Genomic DNA, 14,801 nt, shown 5'->3' with positions numbered 1-14,801 from the left:
ATGAGCGAGCGGATCAGGCGATGAGCGATTCCTCGGCAACGTCCTCTGTGGCGCGCGCCCGCCAACGCGCGCATGATGTCAAGCGGAAGCGTCTCGATCCTGGAGGGTGACCGGATGTCCGAGCAGACGATGGTGGAGAGCGTCACGACTGCGCTGCGTGAGCTCGGGGTCTCGGAGGAGGTGACCGCGGCCGGCCAGTTCCAGCCACGCGGTCACACGGGCAGCATGTTCGCCGGCGGGCTGATCGGCGACAGCCTCGCGGGCGGTGCCGGCGGTGTAGCGGACTCCGTGGCGACAACCGGCGGCGCGCTCGCGGGAGCACGGATGCACGACGCGGCGAGCGGACTGCCGACGAACATGCTGGTCGGGGTCACCGCGACCCACGTGTACGGCTTCGCTGCGGCCCACCGGTCCAGCCCCGCCGGCGCGCTGGTCTTCCGCGTGCCGCGCGAGCAGATCGAGGTGAAGGTCCACCAGCGCGTGAACGTGCGGATCCTCGAGCTGGTCGACGGCTCCACCGGATCCTCCGTCCAGCTCGAGGGCAACCGGATCCCGCTCACCCACAGCAAGGACGTCATCGACGCCCTCCGCGCCTGACTCGCAGGCGCCGGGGGTCAGCTGCCTGGTCGGCTGCGCCCTGGTGGTGGCGCTGTCCCGGTGACTCCTGTCAGATACGGCGCTCGCACCTCCGCACCTTCTCGCCCTGGCACACGTCGCGCCCGAAGTCGCCGTCGATCGTGTCCCTGCCGCGGCCCCCGATCAGACGGTCCTTGCCCGGGGTGCCCTTGATCGTGTCGCGGCCCCGGCCGCCGTTGACCACCGCCCGGTAGTCCTTGCACCGCGGACTGGTCCACTCGTCGCCGTCCATGTACTCGACGGAGTGCGTGATGACGTCCTTGCCCGGCCCGGCGTCGACGCGCGTCCGGCAGGCGGTGAGGTGCAGCCGCTCGCCCCGGTTCGTGCCGCGGACCTTCACGCGCTTCGCGGACATCGTGTAGTCCTCGAAACCCCGGATCCGGGTCGACGTCCTTCCGCCGGCCGCGGTCACGCGGCGACCCAGGTCGGCCTTGATCTTGTGGCTCGCGAGGTCGAGCAGGAGGCGGTCCTGGCCGTCGTTGCCCTTGGCCCACGACGCCTTTCCGCCGAGTCCGTTCGTCTCGTACGTGTCGTCCCCGCCGCCGAGCGCGACGTCTCGGTCGTACGTCGTCGGGGCGTCGACCTCGAGGCTCTCCTCGGCGTCCGTGCCGCGGAAGGTGAACGTCCCGTGTTCGGTCGCGGTGGTGAACGAGAAGTGGTTGAAGCGGCCCGCGTACGCGAGCGACGTGCCCGCGGCCGTCACGGTGCCGCTGGAGGCGTCGATCGTCGCGTCGCCTGCCGCGCGGACCTCCAGCAGGCCACCGGTGACCTGCACCGACGACGCAGCCGTCTGGATGCCCTGCCAGCGGAGAGTGGCGGCTGCGGTGTCGATGATGTCGGAGTTCGGCTGGCCTGCCGTACCGCTGCTCACCACCAGGTATCCGGACGTGGACCGCACGACGTCGGCCTCGGTGTCGGTGAGGCCGACAGCCCCGGTGACAACCTGGTGGTACGCCGCGACCTCGGCGACGAAGGTGTCAGCGCCCGCCCCGAGGACGGCGACGGTCGCGCCACCCGTCGCGCACACGAGGTCATCCCCGCCGAGCGCGTCGACCCGCGTCGCACCGTTCGTGACGACGACGTCCGCCCCCTCTGTGCCGGTGACCCGGCCTCCCGGCGTGCCGACGATGGTCGCCGGACGCCCGTCGCACGTCTCGCCCGCTGCGGTCGCCGTACCCGTCGGCACGAGCAGCGCTGCTCCCACGAGTGCGGCGGCGGTCGGAGGTGTGAGTCGCATGATTCCCCTTGCGGTTGCGGATGGTGACGAACCCGTGGGACGAGGACGCCGCCTGGAAGGTTGTCAGTTGCCCTTGACGCCGTACTTGCATTTTGCAAGTGTCAGGACATGAGCCTCTTCATCACCTGCCCCGTCGACAGCGTCGAGCGCGCCACGGCCTTCTACACCGCGCTCGGCTGGACCCTCAACACGGACATGTCCGACGACAACGTGTCCTGCTTCGCCATCGCCCCCGAGCAGTACGTCATGCTCGGCAGCCGCCAGATGTACGCCAGCATCGGCGGCGCCGAGGAGCTGGTCGGCGGACCCGACACCCCCTCGAAGGTCACGGTCTCGTTCGACCTCCCGAGCCGCGAGGCGGTCGATGAGCTCGTCGAGCGTGCCAACGCCGCCGGCGGCCGGGTGGGGGACACCGACGACTACCACTTCATGTACCAGCGCCAGTTCGACGACCCCGACGGCTACCACTACTCGCCGTTCTGGATGAAGCCGGACGCCGATCCGACCGCGTGAGCGACCTCGCCTCGGCCCTGGACGTCGTCGGCGCGCGGTGGGCGCTGCTCATCGTGGAGAGGCTGCTCGACGGTCCGCAGCGGTACGGCGACCTGCAGCGCGAGCTCGGCGTACCGACGAACATGCTTGCCACGCGGCTGCGCGAGCTCGAGGCGGCCGGCGTGCTCTCCCGTCTTCCCCTCAAGCACAACACCCGGGCGTACGCACTGACCGACCGCGGGCTCGCCCTGCGCGACGCGATCGTCGCGCTCGGGCGTTGGGGCGAGCAGAACGCCAGGTGAAGGACCGGCTCAGGTCCCGAGGATCGCCATGAAGTGCACGTCGATCCACTCGCCGTCGAAGAGCAGCGCCTCACGGCCCGTTCCCTCGTGGACGAAGCCGACCTTCTCGTAGACGCGCCGTGCCCGCGGGTTGAAGTCGTACACCTCGAGCGAGATCCGGTGCAGTCCCATCGTCGTCAGCCCGTGCTCGACGATCAGTCGGGTCGCTTCGGTGCCGAGCCCCCGGCCCCGTCCGGCGGCGCCGATCAGGGTGCGGAACCCGCACGACCGGTTGCCCTCGTCCCAGTCGTTCAGGACGACCTCACCGACGAGCTCGTCGGTGGCGTTGTCGACCACCCCGAGCACCAGGCGGTCGTCCGCCGTGGCCCACTCGCCGTAGATCTCGCGGAGCCGCTCGATCGGCAGGTCGATCGGGTCGGCGTCGCTGCTGTGGGTCGCTCCGGTCAGCCGGGCGATCTCGTCGTCGTCGCGGATGATCTGGACGATGAGGTCGGCGTCCTCGGTCCGGATCGGTCGCAGGGTCACCAGCTCGCCGACGATGGTCGGCTTGGACAGGAACGGGGACGTCGTGGACGCGGAGGCTCGGCGGGTGCTCATGGAGCATGCAGGGTACGACGCCGTCGTGGCGTGGGGCACCCGTTGTCGGCAGGTCGACGCGGCGCCGAGGTCGACCGCTCGTGGACCACCCGTTGTCGGTGGTGACGGCTAGGATCGGAGACAGATTCGAGCGAGCGAGCTCGGGCCCTACCTCGATGGCCGACACTCCGGTCGTACTCACCCCAACTCCTGGCCCTTCCTGTTGTCGACACGCCTGCGTGGCGTGGAGAGGTCCAGCCGTGAGTGCCATCCCGATCGAGGACGACACCGTGTGGAGCGCGCCCGGTGTCGACGCCGACGTGTCGCCGCTGTTGGCCGCGTTGCTGCAGCGTCTCGGCGATGTGCTGGGCGACCTGCAGGAGCTGAGCGTGGGGGCACTGGCCGACGCCGACGTGGAGCGGATGCTGGCTGCGTCCACCGCCATGTCGAGCCGGGTGGTGGCGGTGCAGTGCCGAGCAGCTGCCGAGGCCGACCGTCGGCGGCTCGGTGATGCCACCGGCGCCAAGAACATCGCTCAGTGGTGGTCCGACGGGAGCCGGCTGACGCGGGCGGAGGCGTCCCGGCTGGTCACGTTGGGGCTGGCGCTGCAGCGCGATGCCCACGCCGCGGTGTTCGCGGCTCTCGGGAGCGGTGACGTTCGGGTCGACCAGGCGCAGGTGATCGTGCAGGCCGTCGACGCGATGCCGGCCCGGGTGGACGCCGAGACGCGCCAGCTTGCCGAGACCACCCTGCTGCAGCTCGCTGATCGGCATGACGCTCGTGATCTACGCCGGATCGGCAAGCGGATCCTAGACGTCGTGGCTCCGGAGGTGGGGGAGTGCCACGAGGAGGCGCTGCTGGTCGCTGAGGAGGCACGCGCCATGGCGGGCGTCGAGCTGGCGATGGCCGACGACGGTGAGGGGCGCTGCCACGGCCGGTTCACCGTGCCGTCCCACGTGGGTGCGATGCTCAAGCGGCACCTCCTGGCGCTGGCGAACCCGGCCCGCCACACCGAGGCCGAGCTGCGCGACGACTCGGGCGGCTGGAAGCCCCTGCGCCGACGGCTCGGCGAGGCCTTGGTGGAGTACGTCGAGCGCTACCCGGTCGATGCCACCCCGCAGACCGCCGGGGTGAGCGCCACGGTGGTGGTGACGATGACCCTCGAGCAACTGCTCACCGAGCACGCCACTGCGTTGCTGGACGACGGCTCGCGGATGTCGGCCGGGCAGGCGCGGCGGCTGGCGTGCGAGGCCGGGATCATCCCTGCTGTGCTCGGCACCGACTCCCGGCCGCTCGACCTCGGCCGCACTGCCCGGCTCTACACCAAGGCCCAGCGCATCGCCCTCGGCCTGCGTGACCGCGGCTGCACGGCGAAGGGCTGCGAGACCTCCGCGTCCGGGTGCCACGCCCACCACGACGACCCCTGGTCACGCCTCGGCCTCACCGACCTGGCCAACGGCCGGCTCCTCTGCCCCCGGCACCACCGCCTCGCCCACGACTCCCGCTACGCGATGACCGTCCACGCCGACAACAAGGTGACGTTTGCCAGGCGGACGTAGGCCGACGGGCGCTCTGGAGCTCTACTCAACGAGCAGCTCCTTGCCGCGAGGTGTCTGTCAGCGACACCATGCTCTGGCTTCGGGAATCCCAGGGTCCGCACGGGCTGTCGCGCCAGCGCATACTCTGGGAGTGCATGTGGACGTCGAGGTCGAAGCCGTGATCCCACTCCCGCGAGACGAGGTCGCCGCCTACGCAGGAGACCCAACGAACGCCCCAGAGTGGTACGCGAACATCCGATCGGTGAACTGGCGGACGCCGCCGCCGGCGGCGCTGGGGTCAAAGTTGGATTTCGAAGCGACGTTTCTCGGCCGGCGTCTCGCCTATACCTACGAGGTCGTGGAGCTTGAGCCGGGACGACGACTGGTGATGCGCACTGCGGATGGGCCATTTCCGATGGAGACGACCTACACCTGGGAGCAAGTGGTCGGCGGGACGCTGATGAAGCTGCGCAATCGGGGTGCTCCGAGCGGATTCGCGAAGGTTGCCGTGCCCGTGATGGCGAGGGCCATGAGGAGCGCAATGGGCAAGGACCTGGACCGTCTTGCTCAGCGGTTAGCGAGCCGCTGAAGCGGCCCACGTCGGCGCGTCGAACCGCGGCCTGCCGGCGCAACTTGGACTTTCCGGGTATGCCGATCAGCGGAGGCTTCGTGCTGCTGACAGGCTGGACATGTGACCGCCTTCGACGCTTCCGATGAGGAATCGTCTTCGCTCTCCCTCGGCGTCGTCTCTGGAGGACTCGGCGAGACCCACAACTATTGGATGCCACATCTACGGCGGCTGATGAAACAGGTAATGGAGGCGAGATCCGCCGTTGTCGGTCCCCTCAGCGTCAATGTTGTCTACCACCTAGAAGGGCCACTGCTTGGTCCTGTCGAGTTCGAAGGCGTACGCACGGGCCGTCTGAGTCGCAAGCACATGATTCTGATGGTCCAAGCCGCGGTGCCGCCCTTGCCTATCAGCGACCCCTGGGCGGTGCTCGTGGGCCTCCTGATGGACGCGGTAGATGAAGCCGAAGGACTGGTCAAGCGGCGGTCGATCGCCCCCGCGCTTCCCGAAGTGCGAGCCGTTCTAGCCGCGCTGCCGCCGAAGTAGATTCGCGCATCTGCCGAGAGGAGTGCGTCTCTCGACGAACGAAGGCAGGATGAAGGAATGCAGACCCGGCAGCAGCGCGATGAGAAGACGGTCGTGATTGCCACCGCACTCGGTGTGTTCTGTCTGGTCTTGGCTGCCGGGGCTCTGGGCCTCTGGGCGATGGCATCGCTCGTAGCCCCGAACGACTCCACCGTGCCGTCGCTGGGTGGGTAGTCGCTGGGGGAGTTGTGGCAGTCGCCTATCTCATTCGCGTCCGCCGGAGGTAGTGAGCCGCGGGCTCCCGGTCGACGGGCGTGTTCGTCCGCCGCGTCCGGTGCATCCGCTCATGCCGATGAGCGCGCCTTACGCAGTCGGCGCAATGACCGTGGATCTGCGCCCCATGATCACCGTGTCGTCGCCGATACCTGGACCGAGGACGTGCCATCGCTCCAACGCGTAGAGCCGCCTCGCCGGATCGTCGGCGTCTGACGACGTCATGAGAAGCCAGCGTTCATGCGGAAGGTCCTCTAGGAGCACGCGCATGAGAGATCGACCGATAGCCCTACGCCGAGCCGCGGCGAGTACGCCGATGCTGACCAACTCGAAATGCCCGTCGAGCCATGCCTCGGCGACGTCGGGCCTCAAGGCTTTCTGGGCGTTGTCTGTCCACCACTGACCATGTTGACCGGTGTAGCCGTAGGCGAACCCGACGAGAGCATCGCCGTCGTAGGCGCGGGCGAGACGAAAACCTCTCCTCACGCTGTGCTTGTCCCACACAGCTTCACGCCAACTCTCGTAGTCGGAGTAGTCGCCAAACACCGACTCATAGACCGGCCACACCACCGCGGCGTCCTGTGACGTGACCGACTCACTCAAAGCAATTCGGACCATGCCATTCTCTTTACCGCACGGTCGTGCTGAGTCAAGCACCGCCTTCAACGTCCGGACATGCCGCGTTGAGTGCGCGGATCGGCCGATGTCCGGCGCTCTAGGTGCGCTTCGGCATCCTGACGCCTGCGCGCTCCATGTAGTCGCTCAGAGCGTTGTCCCAACCTTCCGTTGGCTTCGCCGTGACGATGTAGGCGAAGCCGTCACCTGCGGCATTAGTGAGCACGATCGCCTGCGTCGGAGGGACGCCAGGGAAAGCGAACACTTGTCGGTCAGTCGCTTTGACGCAGGCGGGGTCGTCGCCGGGGCACGGATCCATGCTGCCTGTGCCAACCTCCCTACCAACCCGCACGGACTCAACCACCTGCGTCGGTGCCATGAAGTACTTGCGGTCCTTGAAGTCGAACAGACTGACGCAGTCGCCGCCTGAGGCCTCGGCGCATTGACGCGTCGAGCAACTCGTCACCGAACTGATGAGGACGATACTCAGCACGGCGAACACCATGCGGATCAACGTCCCGCTCGCCGCCTCGACTCTCACGGCAATCATGATGATGGACACCGTCCCGTCAGGGGTGCGATGTGATCGATGTGCAACGTGCGGTGCCGCTTTCCGCGCAGCCACAGAGGTGACCGATTCCGCCGCGTACCGTCCGGGGCGCGACATTGCGCCGCCCGTCGGCGCGGGCAGGGTACGGCCAGCGCGAAACCTGTCCAAGGCATCCCGTGTCTGACGTCAGGTCAGCGCGAACTCGTGAACCCGGACCGGGACGCGCACCCAAGATCGCGTCATCGTCCCGTTGGAGCGATCCGATCCCTGCTCCAGACTGGAACCACGGCTACGCCCACATCGCGACAGCAAGGGGTTGTCCATGACGAACCAGACCCGGCTCACCGACGAGCTCAACGCCCTCTACGCCAACTACGTCGAGTCCATCAACAAGGCGGTGGCGGCGGACGACCTGGTCCTGGCCGCAGAGCTCGCGGACTCCTACGACCGGGACGCGATCATGCTGATGGCCGAGCGGGAGGGCCGGCCGGACCTGCTGGCGCACTTCGGTCTGACGGAGGATGGTGGGCGCCTCAGCGTGCAGCGTGACACGCCGCTGCGCCGCCTCGTGAAGAGCGTCGCGGCCCTGCGGGCCACCTGATCGCGGCACGCGGAGGCTCAGCGGGAGGGGTCGACCAGCGTGATCCCGGCGGCGGTCGAGGCGTGGAACGACGGCAGGAGGGCCGCTGCCTCCTCGAGCCCGACCGTGCGGCGGGCCAGCAGGTCTGGCCGGAGCAGGCCCTGCTCGACGAGCGCCAGCATGTCGGGGTAGTCGGCCGCTGCCATCCCGTGGCTGCCCAGCAGGTCGAGCTCCCACCCGATCACCCGGTCCATCGGGACTCGCGGGTGACCCTCGACCGGCGGCAGCAGCCCCACCTGCACGTGGCGGCCGCGCCGCCGGAGGCTGAGGACCGCGTCCGCGCAGGTCTGCTCGCTGCCCACGGCGTCCACCGCGACGTGGCTCCCGCCGCCGGTGAGGTCGGCGACGGCGGCCGGGACGTCCGAGCCGTCGGCGAGCAGCGCGTGGTCCGCGCCCAGATCGACGGCGAGGGCGAGGGCGTCCGGGTTCCGGTCGACGGCGACCACCCGGCACCCCAGGGCGCGCGCGATCATCACCGTGCTGAGTCCCACGCCGCCGGCGCCGAGGACGGTCACCCACTCACCCTCGGTGACGCGGGCGTGTCCGACGAGGGCGCGGTACGCCGTGGCGAACCGGCACCCGAGGCTGGCGGCGGTGGCGAGGTCGACCGACTCGGGCAGGGCGATGAGGTTCGTGTCCGCCGCGTGCAGGACGACGTTCTCCGCGAAGGACCCCCAGTGGGTGAAGCCCGGTTGCTGCTGGGCAGGACACACCTGCGCGTTGCCGGACAGGCACCACTCGCAGCGACCGCACCCGCAGACGAACGGGACGGTCACGCGGTCGCCGACCGCCCACCGGCCGACACCGGCGCCGACCTCCACGACCACGCCGGCCAGCTCGTGGCCCGGCACGTGCGGGAAGGCGATCTCGTCGTGCCCTGCCCAGGCGTGCCAGTCACTCCGGCACAACCCGGTCGCGACGACGCGGACCACCACGCCCGTCCACCGGACACGTCGGGTCAGGCACGTCCCGGACCGTCGGACGGGCCCGGACCGCATCGATGACCATGGCGGGCACCCGGGCATCCTGTCACCCGGTCTGTCGGCTACTGCTCGAGCGCTCGCAAGGCCCGGCCCTGCGAGCCGAAGAGCTGCCCCGTCGTCCGTGCCAGCTGGGAGACGTCCGCGTCGCGGATGCTCGTGAGCTGGTGGGGGTCCTGCTCGAGGTCGTAGATCTCCCACTCCGCGGTGTCGTGGTGCTCGATGTAGGCGGTTGATCCCTCGCGGAGCATCGACCAGTCGAGGTTCGTGTTCTCGACGAGCAGCCGTCGCCGCCACCCCGACCAGTCGCCGGACCGGAGCGGCGCCAGCATCGAGCGGCCGTCGAGCTCACGGCCCGCGTCGGGGTCGAGGCCGGCGATGTCCAGGGTGGTGGGCATCAGGTCGACCTGCGAGACCAGGGCGCGGACGGTGCGCGGCTCGACCCCGGGACCGCGGACGGCGAACGGGATGCCCGCCGCCTCCTCGTAGGGCTGCGACTTGTGGAGGAGCCGGTGCTCACCGAGGAGGTAGCCGTTGTCGGAGACGAAGAAGATCCAGGTCCGCCGGAGCTGGCCGGTGCGCCTCAGGACGTCGAGCACGCCCGCGACCTGGTCGTCGACGTCCTGCAGCTCCTCCAGCTTCCCCTCGTAGATCTTCCGCATGCGTCGACGGTCCTGGGGCGGGAGGTCCTGCAGCCACGACGGCTTGTCGCTCATGTCGGCCTCGTTGGACGCCGGCGGGTCCCAGGACACCCCGTCGAAGTCGTCGGCGTGCTCCGGGCTCGGGGTGTACGGCCCGTGCGGCGCCGTCGGCGCGAACACCGCGAACCACGGCCCGTCCTGGTGGCGGCGGATGAAGCGGCGAAGCCGCGACGCTGCGAACCGGTCGAACGCGCGCTGCGAGGGGACCTGCCGGACGGTGCCGTCGACGTTGACCCGCGGGTCGTCGATCATGCCGTCGAGGAGCGCGATCCACCGGTCCCAGCCGGGAGCGACGTACGTCGGCTGCTGGGCGAGCCCGTTCATGTACTTGCCGAAGTAGCCGGTGTCGTAGCCGGCCTCCCGGACCCGGGTGGCCACCGTGTCCCGGTCGTGCCCCTGGGCGACGAACGGCGGGTGGGTCATGTTGCTGCTGCACCCGTGGTTGTGCGGGTAGCGACTGGTGAGGACCGAGGCGCGCGCCGGACCGCACAGCGGCATCGCGCTGTAGCCCCGGGGGAAGTGCACGCCCTTGCGGACGAGTCGTCGCCACGTCCGGTCCATCGACCTCAGCGTCGAGCGCATCTGGTCGTCCGTGATGATCCACAACACGTTGTCGGCCATGCACCGACCCTACGCACGCGGGTGCTAGGCCATCCTGCGCAGCACGCCGACCGGCACGTGCCTGACCGCGAACCCGAGGGGCGCCCAGGGCCAGGCCGGCACGCGCGCCGACTTCTTCTCCTTCTCGATGGCGTCGACCATGGCGCGCACGCCCTTCTCGGTCGAGGCCATCAGCGGCGTGCGTGCTGCCGTGCCGGACATCTCCGAGACGATGTAGCCCGGGTAGAGCACGGTCACCTTGATCGGCGTGCCGTGGACGTCGGCGCGGAAGCCCTCGGCGAGGTGGGCGACCGCAGCCTTGGTCGCGGCGTACGTCGTGATGTTCCTCGGCATGCCGCGCAGCGCGGAGAACGACGACACCATCACCAGGTGGCCCGAGCCCTGGGCGCGGAAGATCGCCGCCGCGGCCTCGGTCTGGGCGAGGGCGCCGATGAAGTTGGTCTCGGCGGTCTCCCGGTTGGCGTCGAAGCGCCCGGTGCCCAGCGGCTGCCCCTTGCCGAGCCCGGCGTTGACGACGACCCGGTCGATGCCCCCGAGCTCGTCGCGGAACTCCTCGAACACCCGGAAGACGGCGTCGTGGTCGGTGACGTCGAGCGCCCTGACCGCGACCCGGCGGTCGGGATGGGCGGTGGTGATCTCGGCGGCGAGCTCGGCGAGCCGGTCCGTACGACGCGCGCAGAGCGCGAGGTCGTGGCCGCGCGCGGCGAGCTGGCGGGCCATCTCGGCGCCGAGCCCGCTGCTGGCGCCGGTGATGAGGGTCGTCGACATGGGAGTCCTAGCGGTAGGTGATCAGGTCGGGGGAGAGGTGGTCAGCCGCGTTGAAGGTGACGAGCGTCGTGCCGCGAGAGCCGCGCACGAGGGTCGAGGTGCCGGTGTTGATCGAGACCGGGTTGAGCCGCAGCCACAGGTCGGTGCGGGCGGCACCGCTGTCGGCCAGCAGCGAGGCGGCCGCCCACGCCACCGGGCCGCCGCTGGTGAGCACCACGGCCGTGCCGCTGCGGGGGAGCGAGTCAGCGAGCCTTGCGAGCGCCCCACCCACGCGCGCGGTGAACGCGGTGAAGGACTCGTCGTACGACTCGTCGTGCTCGCCCGACGTCCAGCGGCGCGTCGCCTGCTCGAACCACCGCTGGAAGGCCGCCTTCTCCGACTCGCCCTCCGCCGTGGTCGGCTGGTCGTGGACGGCCAGCACCTGGAGGTGGTCGAACTCGTTCCAACCGGGGTCGACCTCGACGGAGGACGCCCACCCCGCGCCGTCCAGGACGCCGGCGGCGGTCTGGGCGTGGCGCTTCATCTCACCCGCCACGACGAGGTCGGGCACGACACCGCGGGCGGCCAGCGCGGCTCCGAGCACCCGCGACTGCTCGTGGCCGGTGGGGGAGAGGTCGTCGTAGTCGGCCGCGCCGAACGAGGCCTGCCCGTGCCGGACCAGGAGGATGCTGCTCACGAGGCGATGAGGCCGTCGAGCCGGCGTCCGATGATCTGCACGGCCGGCCCGAAGAGGGCGTACATCTCGTTGGTCGTCTGGCCGTGGAAGTACCGGTAGTAGATCTGCTGGGCGATGACCGCCATCCGGAACAGCCCGAAGACCTCGTAGAACCGCCACTGCCCGGGGGTGACCGACCGGCCGGTGCGCTCGGCGTACGCCGCCACGAACTCGTCGCGCGTGAGCATCCCGGGCAGGTGCGTCGGCACCCGCCGCATCATCTGGAACTCCTCGACGTCGTCGGCCTGCACCCAGTAGGCCATCGAGCCGGCGAGGTCCATCAGCGGGTCGCCGAGGGTGGCCATCTCCCAGTCGAGGACCCCGACGACCCGGGTGACGTCGTCCGCGTCGAGCACGAGGTTGTCGAGCTTGAAGTCGTTGTGGATCACGCAGGTGGCGACGTCGTCGGGCTGGTGCGCGTCGAGCCACGCCATCACCGACTCGAGGTCGGGCACGTCGTCGGTGCGGGCGTTGCGGTAGCGCGTGGACCAGCCCTCGACCTGGCGTCGTACGTAGCCGTGCCCCTTGCCCAGGTCGGCGAGGCCCGCCTCCCCGGGGTCGATGCCGTGCAGCTCGGCGAGCACGTCGACCGCGTGGAGGCACAGCTCTCGTGCCTGCTGGGGTGACAGCGGGACGTCGGCCGGCCACTCGCTGCGCGGGATCACGCCGGGAATGCGGTCCATCGCGTAGAAGTCGCTGCCGATGACGTCGGCGTCGTCGCAGAAGGCGACCATCGTCGCGACGTGGTCGAAGACCGGCGCGAGCGCCGACTGGATGACGTACTCGCGGTGCATGTCGTGCGCGCCCCGCGCCTTGGTGCCGGCCGGCGCGCGCCGCACGATGAGGTCGCGGCCGGAGGGGTAGCGCAGCAGGTAGGTGAGGTTGGACGCGCCGCCGGTGAACTGCCGGACCTCGGGCTCGCCGTCGAGCCCGTCCGGGGTCGCGGCGTTGGCCCGGATCCACGCGGCCACGCGGGTGACGTCGAAGGCGTCCTCCTGGCGCACCTCACGAGCGCCCGGCACGGCGGTCATGCGGACTCCTCCAGCTTGCGGGCCTGGTCGCGCATCACGGCGTCGTAGGCCGGTCGGTCGGCCCACTTGAGGAAGTACGCCTGCCGTGCGGCCTCGTCCGGCACGATCACGTTCTCGCCGGCGTCCATGCCGGCGAGCACGGCGGTGGCGATCTCCTCGGCCGTCACGCGGGACCGCTCGACGAGCCCGCCGACCACGCGTCCCACCGCCTCGTCGTTGCCCTGCATCGAGTCCATCAGGTTGGTGCGGAAGTAGGAGGGGCACACCACGCTCGCCCGGATGCCGTACGACGCCAGCTCGTGGCCGCAGGTCTCGGTGAACGCCACCACCGCGGCCTTCACCGCGTTGTAGGAGCCCATCCCGCCCGGGTGCACGAGGCCGGCTAGCGAGGCGACGTTGACCAGGTGGCCGGAGCGCTGCCCCTTCAGCATCGGGACGAACGCCTTCGTGCCGCGGACCAGCCCGAACAGGTTGATGTCGGTGATCCACTGCCACTCCTCGAGCGTGCAGCGGTCGACGCGGCCGCCGCCGGCGACGCCGGCGTTGTTGACGAGCACGTCGAGGCCGCCCCAGCGCTCCCGGACGGCCTCGACCGCGGCGTCCCAGTCGTCGTCGGAGGTGATGTCGAGGACGAGGTCGATGCCCGCGGCGGGCACCCGGTCGGTGGCGAGCACCTCGTCGCCCCGCTCGCGGAACGCCGCGACGAGTGCCGCGCCGAGGCCGGATGCGGCGCCGGTGACGAGGATCCGGCGGCCTGCGGCGGGCGTGCTCACGAGGCGTGCTTCCCGAGCTCGATCTTGGCGATGACGTTGCGGTGGACCTCGTCGGGACCGTCGGCCAGGCGGAGCGTCCGGGCGCCGACCCAGGCGGAGGCCAGCGGGAAGTCGTCGCTCATCCCGCCGCCGCCGTGCAGCTGGATCGCCATGTCGATGACGTCGAGGGCCATGTTGGGCACCTCGACCTTGATCTCGCTCACCGCCGAGTAGGCCTCGCGGCTCATGCCCTGGTCGAGCAGCCACGCGGCGTGCATGACGAGCAGGCGGGAGCGGTTGATCGCGATCCGGGCGTCGGCGATCCGCTCGCGGTTGCCGCCGAGGTTGGCGAGGGGCTTGCCGAAGGCGGTGCGCGACACGGCCCGGGCGCAGGCGAGCTCGAGGGCGCGCTCGGCGAGGCCGATGGCGCGCATGCAGTGGTGGACCCGACCGGGACCGAGCCGTCCCTGGGCGATCTCGAAGGCGCGGCCCGGGCCGAGCAGGACGTTGGACGCCGGCACCCGGACGTTGTCGAACGAGACCTCGCCGTGCCCCAGCGGCTCGTCGTAGTAGCCCATCGTGGTCAGCATCCGCTCGACCGTCACACCCTCCGCCTCGCGCGGCACGAGGACCATGGTGTGGCGCGAGTGGCGGTCGGCCTCGGGGTCGGAGAGCCCCATGAAGACGAGCACCTTGCAGTCGGGGTTGCCGACGCCGGTCGACCACCACTTGCGGCCGTTGATGACGATCTCGTCGCCGTCGACCTCCGCCGTGGCCGCCATGTTGGTCGCGTCGGAGGACGCGACGGCGGGCTCCGTCATGCAGAACGCGCTGCGGATCTCCCCGCGCAGGAGGGGCTCGAGCCACTCCTCGCGCTGGGCGTCGGTGCCGTACTTGAGCAGCACCTCCATGTTGCCCGTGTCGGGCGCGTTGGAGTTGAAGACCAGGGGAGCGAGGAACGAGCGCCCCATCGCCTCGGCCACGGGCGCGTAGTCGACGTTGGTGAGGCCCTCGCCGCCGTCGGTGCCGAAGTCGGCGGCGTAGCGGCCCGCGTGGGCGGCCGGGAGGAACAGGTTCCACAACCCCTGGGCGCGCGCCTTGGCCTGCAGCTCGCCGATGACGGGGTCGGGGGTCCAGCTGTCGCCGCCGGACTCGCGCAGCCGGGTGATGCGCCGGTGCGCCTCGGCCTCGACCGGCTCGATCTCGTCGGCGACGAACGCGCGCACGCGTCCCTGGAGGTCGGCAGCGCGGGGGGAGAGCGAGAAGTCCATGACGTTGACC

19 protein-coding genes are annotated in these 14,801 nt (G+C 70.4%); 8 read left to right on the top strand and 11 right to left on the bottom strand.

All coding sequences use genetic code 11. The features are described 5' to 3' along the window. The first annotated feature begins 114 nt into the window (after positions 1–114). Entirely contained in the window at positions 115–597 is a 483-nt protein-coding gene (locus AC3A3L_RS01240) for a hypothetical protein (RefSeq protein WP_487638212.1), read from the top strand. Between the two features lie 70 nt (positions 598–667). Here the strand turns inward: AC3A3L_RS01240 and AC3A3L_RS01235 are convergent, their stop codons facing one another. Further along, positions 668–1,873 (bottom strand): hypothetical protein, encoded by a 1,206-nt coding sequence (locus AC3A3L_RS01235; protein WP_487638211.1) that lies wholly within the window; start codon positions 1,871–1,873, stop codon positions 668–670. 108 nt (positions 1,874–1,981) lie between these two features. Here AC3A3L_RS01235 and AC3A3L_RS01230 point away from each other — a divergent pair, with 108 nt between their 5' ends. Next, entirely contained in the window at positions 1,982–2,386 is a 405-nt protein-coding gene (locus AC3A3L_RS01230) for a VOC family protein (protein ID WP_487638210.1), read from the top strand. Continuing rightward, complete coding sequence (locus tag AC3A3L_RS01225; protein ID WP_487638209.1) at positions 2,383–2,667, top strand: winged helix-turn-helix transcriptional regulator; 285 nt, start codon at positions 2,383–2,385, stop codon at positions 2,665–2,667. The genes AC3A3L_RS01230 and AC3A3L_RS01225 overlap by 4 nt, the downstream gene beginning before the upstream one ends. Positions 2,668–2,676: 9 nt before the next feature. Here AC3A3L_RS01225 and AC3A3L_RS01220 read toward each other — a convergent pair whose 3' ends face one another. After that, positions 2,677–3,264, bottom strand: coding sequence for a GNAT family N-acetyltransferase (locus AC3A3L_RS01220; protein ID WP_487638208.1), 588 nt, complete (start codon positions 3,262–3,264; stop codon positions 2,677–2,679). Positions 3,265–3,503: 239 nt separating this feature from the next. Between AC3A3L_RS01220 and AC3A3L_RS01215 the strand changes: the two genes are divergently transcribed. From AC3A3L_RS01215 to AC3A3L_RS01200, 4 genes are all read left to right on the top strand, one after another. After that, positions 3,504–4,802: an HNH endonuclease signature motif containing protein gene (locus AC3A3L_RS01215; protein WP_487638207.1), complete on the top strand. Its 1,299-nt coding sequence runs from the start codon at positions 3,504–3,506 to the stop codon at positions 4,800–4,802. A 136-nt stretch (positions 4,803–4,938) separates the two neighbouring features. Beyond that, on the top strand, positions 4,939–5,370 hold the full coding sequence (locus tag AC3A3L_RS01210; protein WP_487638206.1) for an SRPBCC family protein: 432 nt from the start codon (positions 4,939–4,941) through the stop codon (positions 5,368–5,370). Between the two features lie 102 nt (positions 5,371–5,472). Next, a complete protein-coding gene (locus AC3A3L_RS01205) occupies positions 5,473–5,895 on the top strand; it encodes a hypothetical protein (RefSeq protein ID WP_487638205.1) in 423 nt (140 codons plus the stop codon). Between the two features lie 57 nt (positions 5,896–5,952). Further along, on the top strand, positions 5,953–6,108 hold the full coding sequence (locus AC3A3L_RS01200; protein ID WP_487638204.1) for a hypothetical protein: 156 nt from the start codon (positions 5,953–5,955) through the stop codon (positions 6,106–6,108). Positions 6,109–6,237: 129 nt separating this feature from the next. On the opposite strand, the gene AC3A3L_RS01195 is transcribed toward AC3A3L_RS01200, so the two are convergent. After that, on the bottom strand, positions 6,238–6,765 hold the full coding sequence (locus AC3A3L_RS01195) for a GNAT family N-acetyltransferase (RefSeq protein ID WP_487638203.1): 528 nt from the start codon (positions 6,763–6,765) through the stop codon (positions 6,238–6,240). A gap of 97 nt (positions 6,766–6,862) precedes the next feature. Beyond that, a complete protein-coding gene (locus tag AC3A3L_RS01190; RefSeq protein WP_487638202.1) occupies positions 6,863–7,324 on the bottom strand; it encodes a DUF6281 family protein in 462 nt (153 codons plus the stop codon). Positions 7,325–7,634: 310 nt separating this feature from the next. Between AC3A3L_RS01190 and AC3A3L_RS01185 the strand changes: the two genes are divergently transcribed. Next, positions 7,635–7,913, top strand: a complete 279-nt coding sequence (locus AC3A3L_RS01185) for a hypothetical protein (RefSeq protein WP_487638201.1) — start codon at positions 7,635–7,637, stop codon at positions 7,911–7,913. Positions 7,914–7,930: 17 nt separating this feature from the next. Here AC3A3L_RS01185 and AC3A3L_RS01180 read toward each other — a convergent pair whose 3' ends face one another. From AC3A3L_RS01180 to AC3A3L_RS01150, 7 genes are all read right to left on the bottom strand, one after another. Continuing rightward, entirely contained in the window at positions 7,931–8,887 is a 957-nt protein-coding gene (locus tag AC3A3L_RS01180) for a zinc-binding dehydrogenase (protein WP_487638200.1), read from the bottom strand. A 110-nt stretch (positions 8,888–8,997) separates the two neighbouring features. Further along, positions 8,998–10,254 carry a sulfatase family protein gene (locus AC3A3L_RS01175; RefSeq protein ID WP_487638199.1) on the bottom strand — a complete coding sequence of 419 codons (1,257 nt, stop codon included), beginning with the start codon at positions 10,252–10,254 and terminating at the stop codon, positions 8,998–9,000. Positions 10,255–10,278: 24 nt separating this feature from the next. Further along, positions 10,279–11,022 (bottom strand): SDR family oxidoreductase, encoded by a 744-nt coding sequence (locus AC3A3L_RS01170; protein ID WP_487638198.1) that lies wholly within the window; start codon positions 11,020–11,022, stop codon positions 10,279–10,281. 7 nt (positions 11,023–11,029) lie between these two features. Further along, positions 11,030–11,698 carry a histidine phosphatase family protein gene (locus tag AC3A3L_RS01165; protein WP_487638197.1) on the bottom strand — a complete coding sequence of 223 codons (669 nt, stop codon included), beginning with the start codon at positions 11,696–11,698 and terminating at the stop codon, positions 11,030–11,032. Next, on the bottom strand, positions 11,695–12,768 hold the full coding sequence (locus AC3A3L_RS01160) for a phosphotransferase family protein (RefSeq protein WP_487638196.1): 1,074 nt from the start codon (positions 12,766–12,768) through the stop codon (positions 11,695–11,697). Before AC3A3L_RS01160 ends, AC3A3L_RS01165 begins: the two co-directional genes overlap by 4 nt. Beyond that, positions 12,765–13,541, bottom strand: a complete 777-nt coding sequence (locus AC3A3L_RS01155) for an SDR family NAD(P)-dependent oxidoreductase (RefSeq protein WP_487638195.1) — start codon at positions 13,539–13,541, stop codon at positions 12,765–12,767. Before AC3A3L_RS01155 ends, AC3A3L_RS01160 begins: the two co-directional genes overlap by 4 nt. Next, a complete protein-coding gene (locus AC3A3L_RS01150) occupies positions 13,538–14,791 on the bottom strand; it encodes an acyl-CoA dehydrogenase family protein (protein ID WP_487638194.1) in 1,254 nt (417 codons plus the stop codon). The genes AC3A3L_RS01155 and AC3A3L_RS01150 overlap by 4 nt, the downstream gene beginning before the upstream one ends. Positions 14,792–14,801 lie beyond the last annotated feature (10 nt).

Source organism: Nocardioides sp. Soil_C_8 (genome assembly GCF_057656315.1).
This window is presented reverse-complemented; position numbering and strand designations above follow the sequence as displayed.

Coding starts and splice junctions, on each gene's coding strand:
- AC3A3L_RS01240 (WP_487638212.1), top strand. CDS start 115: ATGTCCGAGCAGACGATGGTGGAGAGCGTCACGACTGCGCTGCGTGAG.
- AC3A3L_RS01235 (WP_487638211.1), bottom strand. CDS start 1,873: ATGCGACTCACACCTCCGACCGCCGCCGCACTCGTGGGAGCAGCGCTG.
- AC3A3L_RS01230 (WP_487638210.1), top strand. CDS start 1,982: ATGAGCCTCTTCATCACCTGCCCCGTCGACAGCGTCGAGCGCGCCACG.
- AC3A3L_RS01220 (WP_487638208.1), bottom strand. CDS start 3,264: ATGAGCACCCGCCGAGCCTCCGCGTCCACGACGTCCCCGTTCCTGTCC.
- AC3A3L_RS01200 (WP_487638204.1), top strand. CDS start 5,953: ATGCAGACCCGGCAGCAGCGCGATGAGAAGACGGTCGTGATTGCCACC.
- AC3A3L_RS01195 (WP_487638203.1), bottom strand. CDS start 6,765: ATGGTCCGAATTGCTTTGAGTGAGTCGGTCACGTCACAGGACGCCGCG.
- AC3A3L_RS01185 (WP_487638201.1), top strand. CDS start 7,635: ATGACGAACCAGACCCGGCTCACCGACGAGCTCAACGCCCTCTACGCC.
- AC3A3L_RS01175 (WP_487638199.1), bottom strand. CDS start 10,254: ATGGCCGACAACGTGTTGTGGATCATCACGGACGACCAGATGCGCTCG.
- AC3A3L_RS01170 (WP_487638198.1), bottom strand. CDS start 11,022: ATGTCGACGACCCTCATCACCGGCGCCAGCAGCGGGCTCGGCGCCGAG.
- AC3A3L_RS01160 (WP_487638196.1), bottom strand. CDS start 12,768: ATGACCGCCGTGCCGGGCGCTCGTGAGGTGCGCCAGGAGGACGCCTTC.
- AC3A3L_RS01150 (WP_487638194.1), bottom strand. CDS start 14,791: ATGGACTTCTCGCTCTCCCCCCGCGCTGCCGACCTCCAGGGACGCGTG.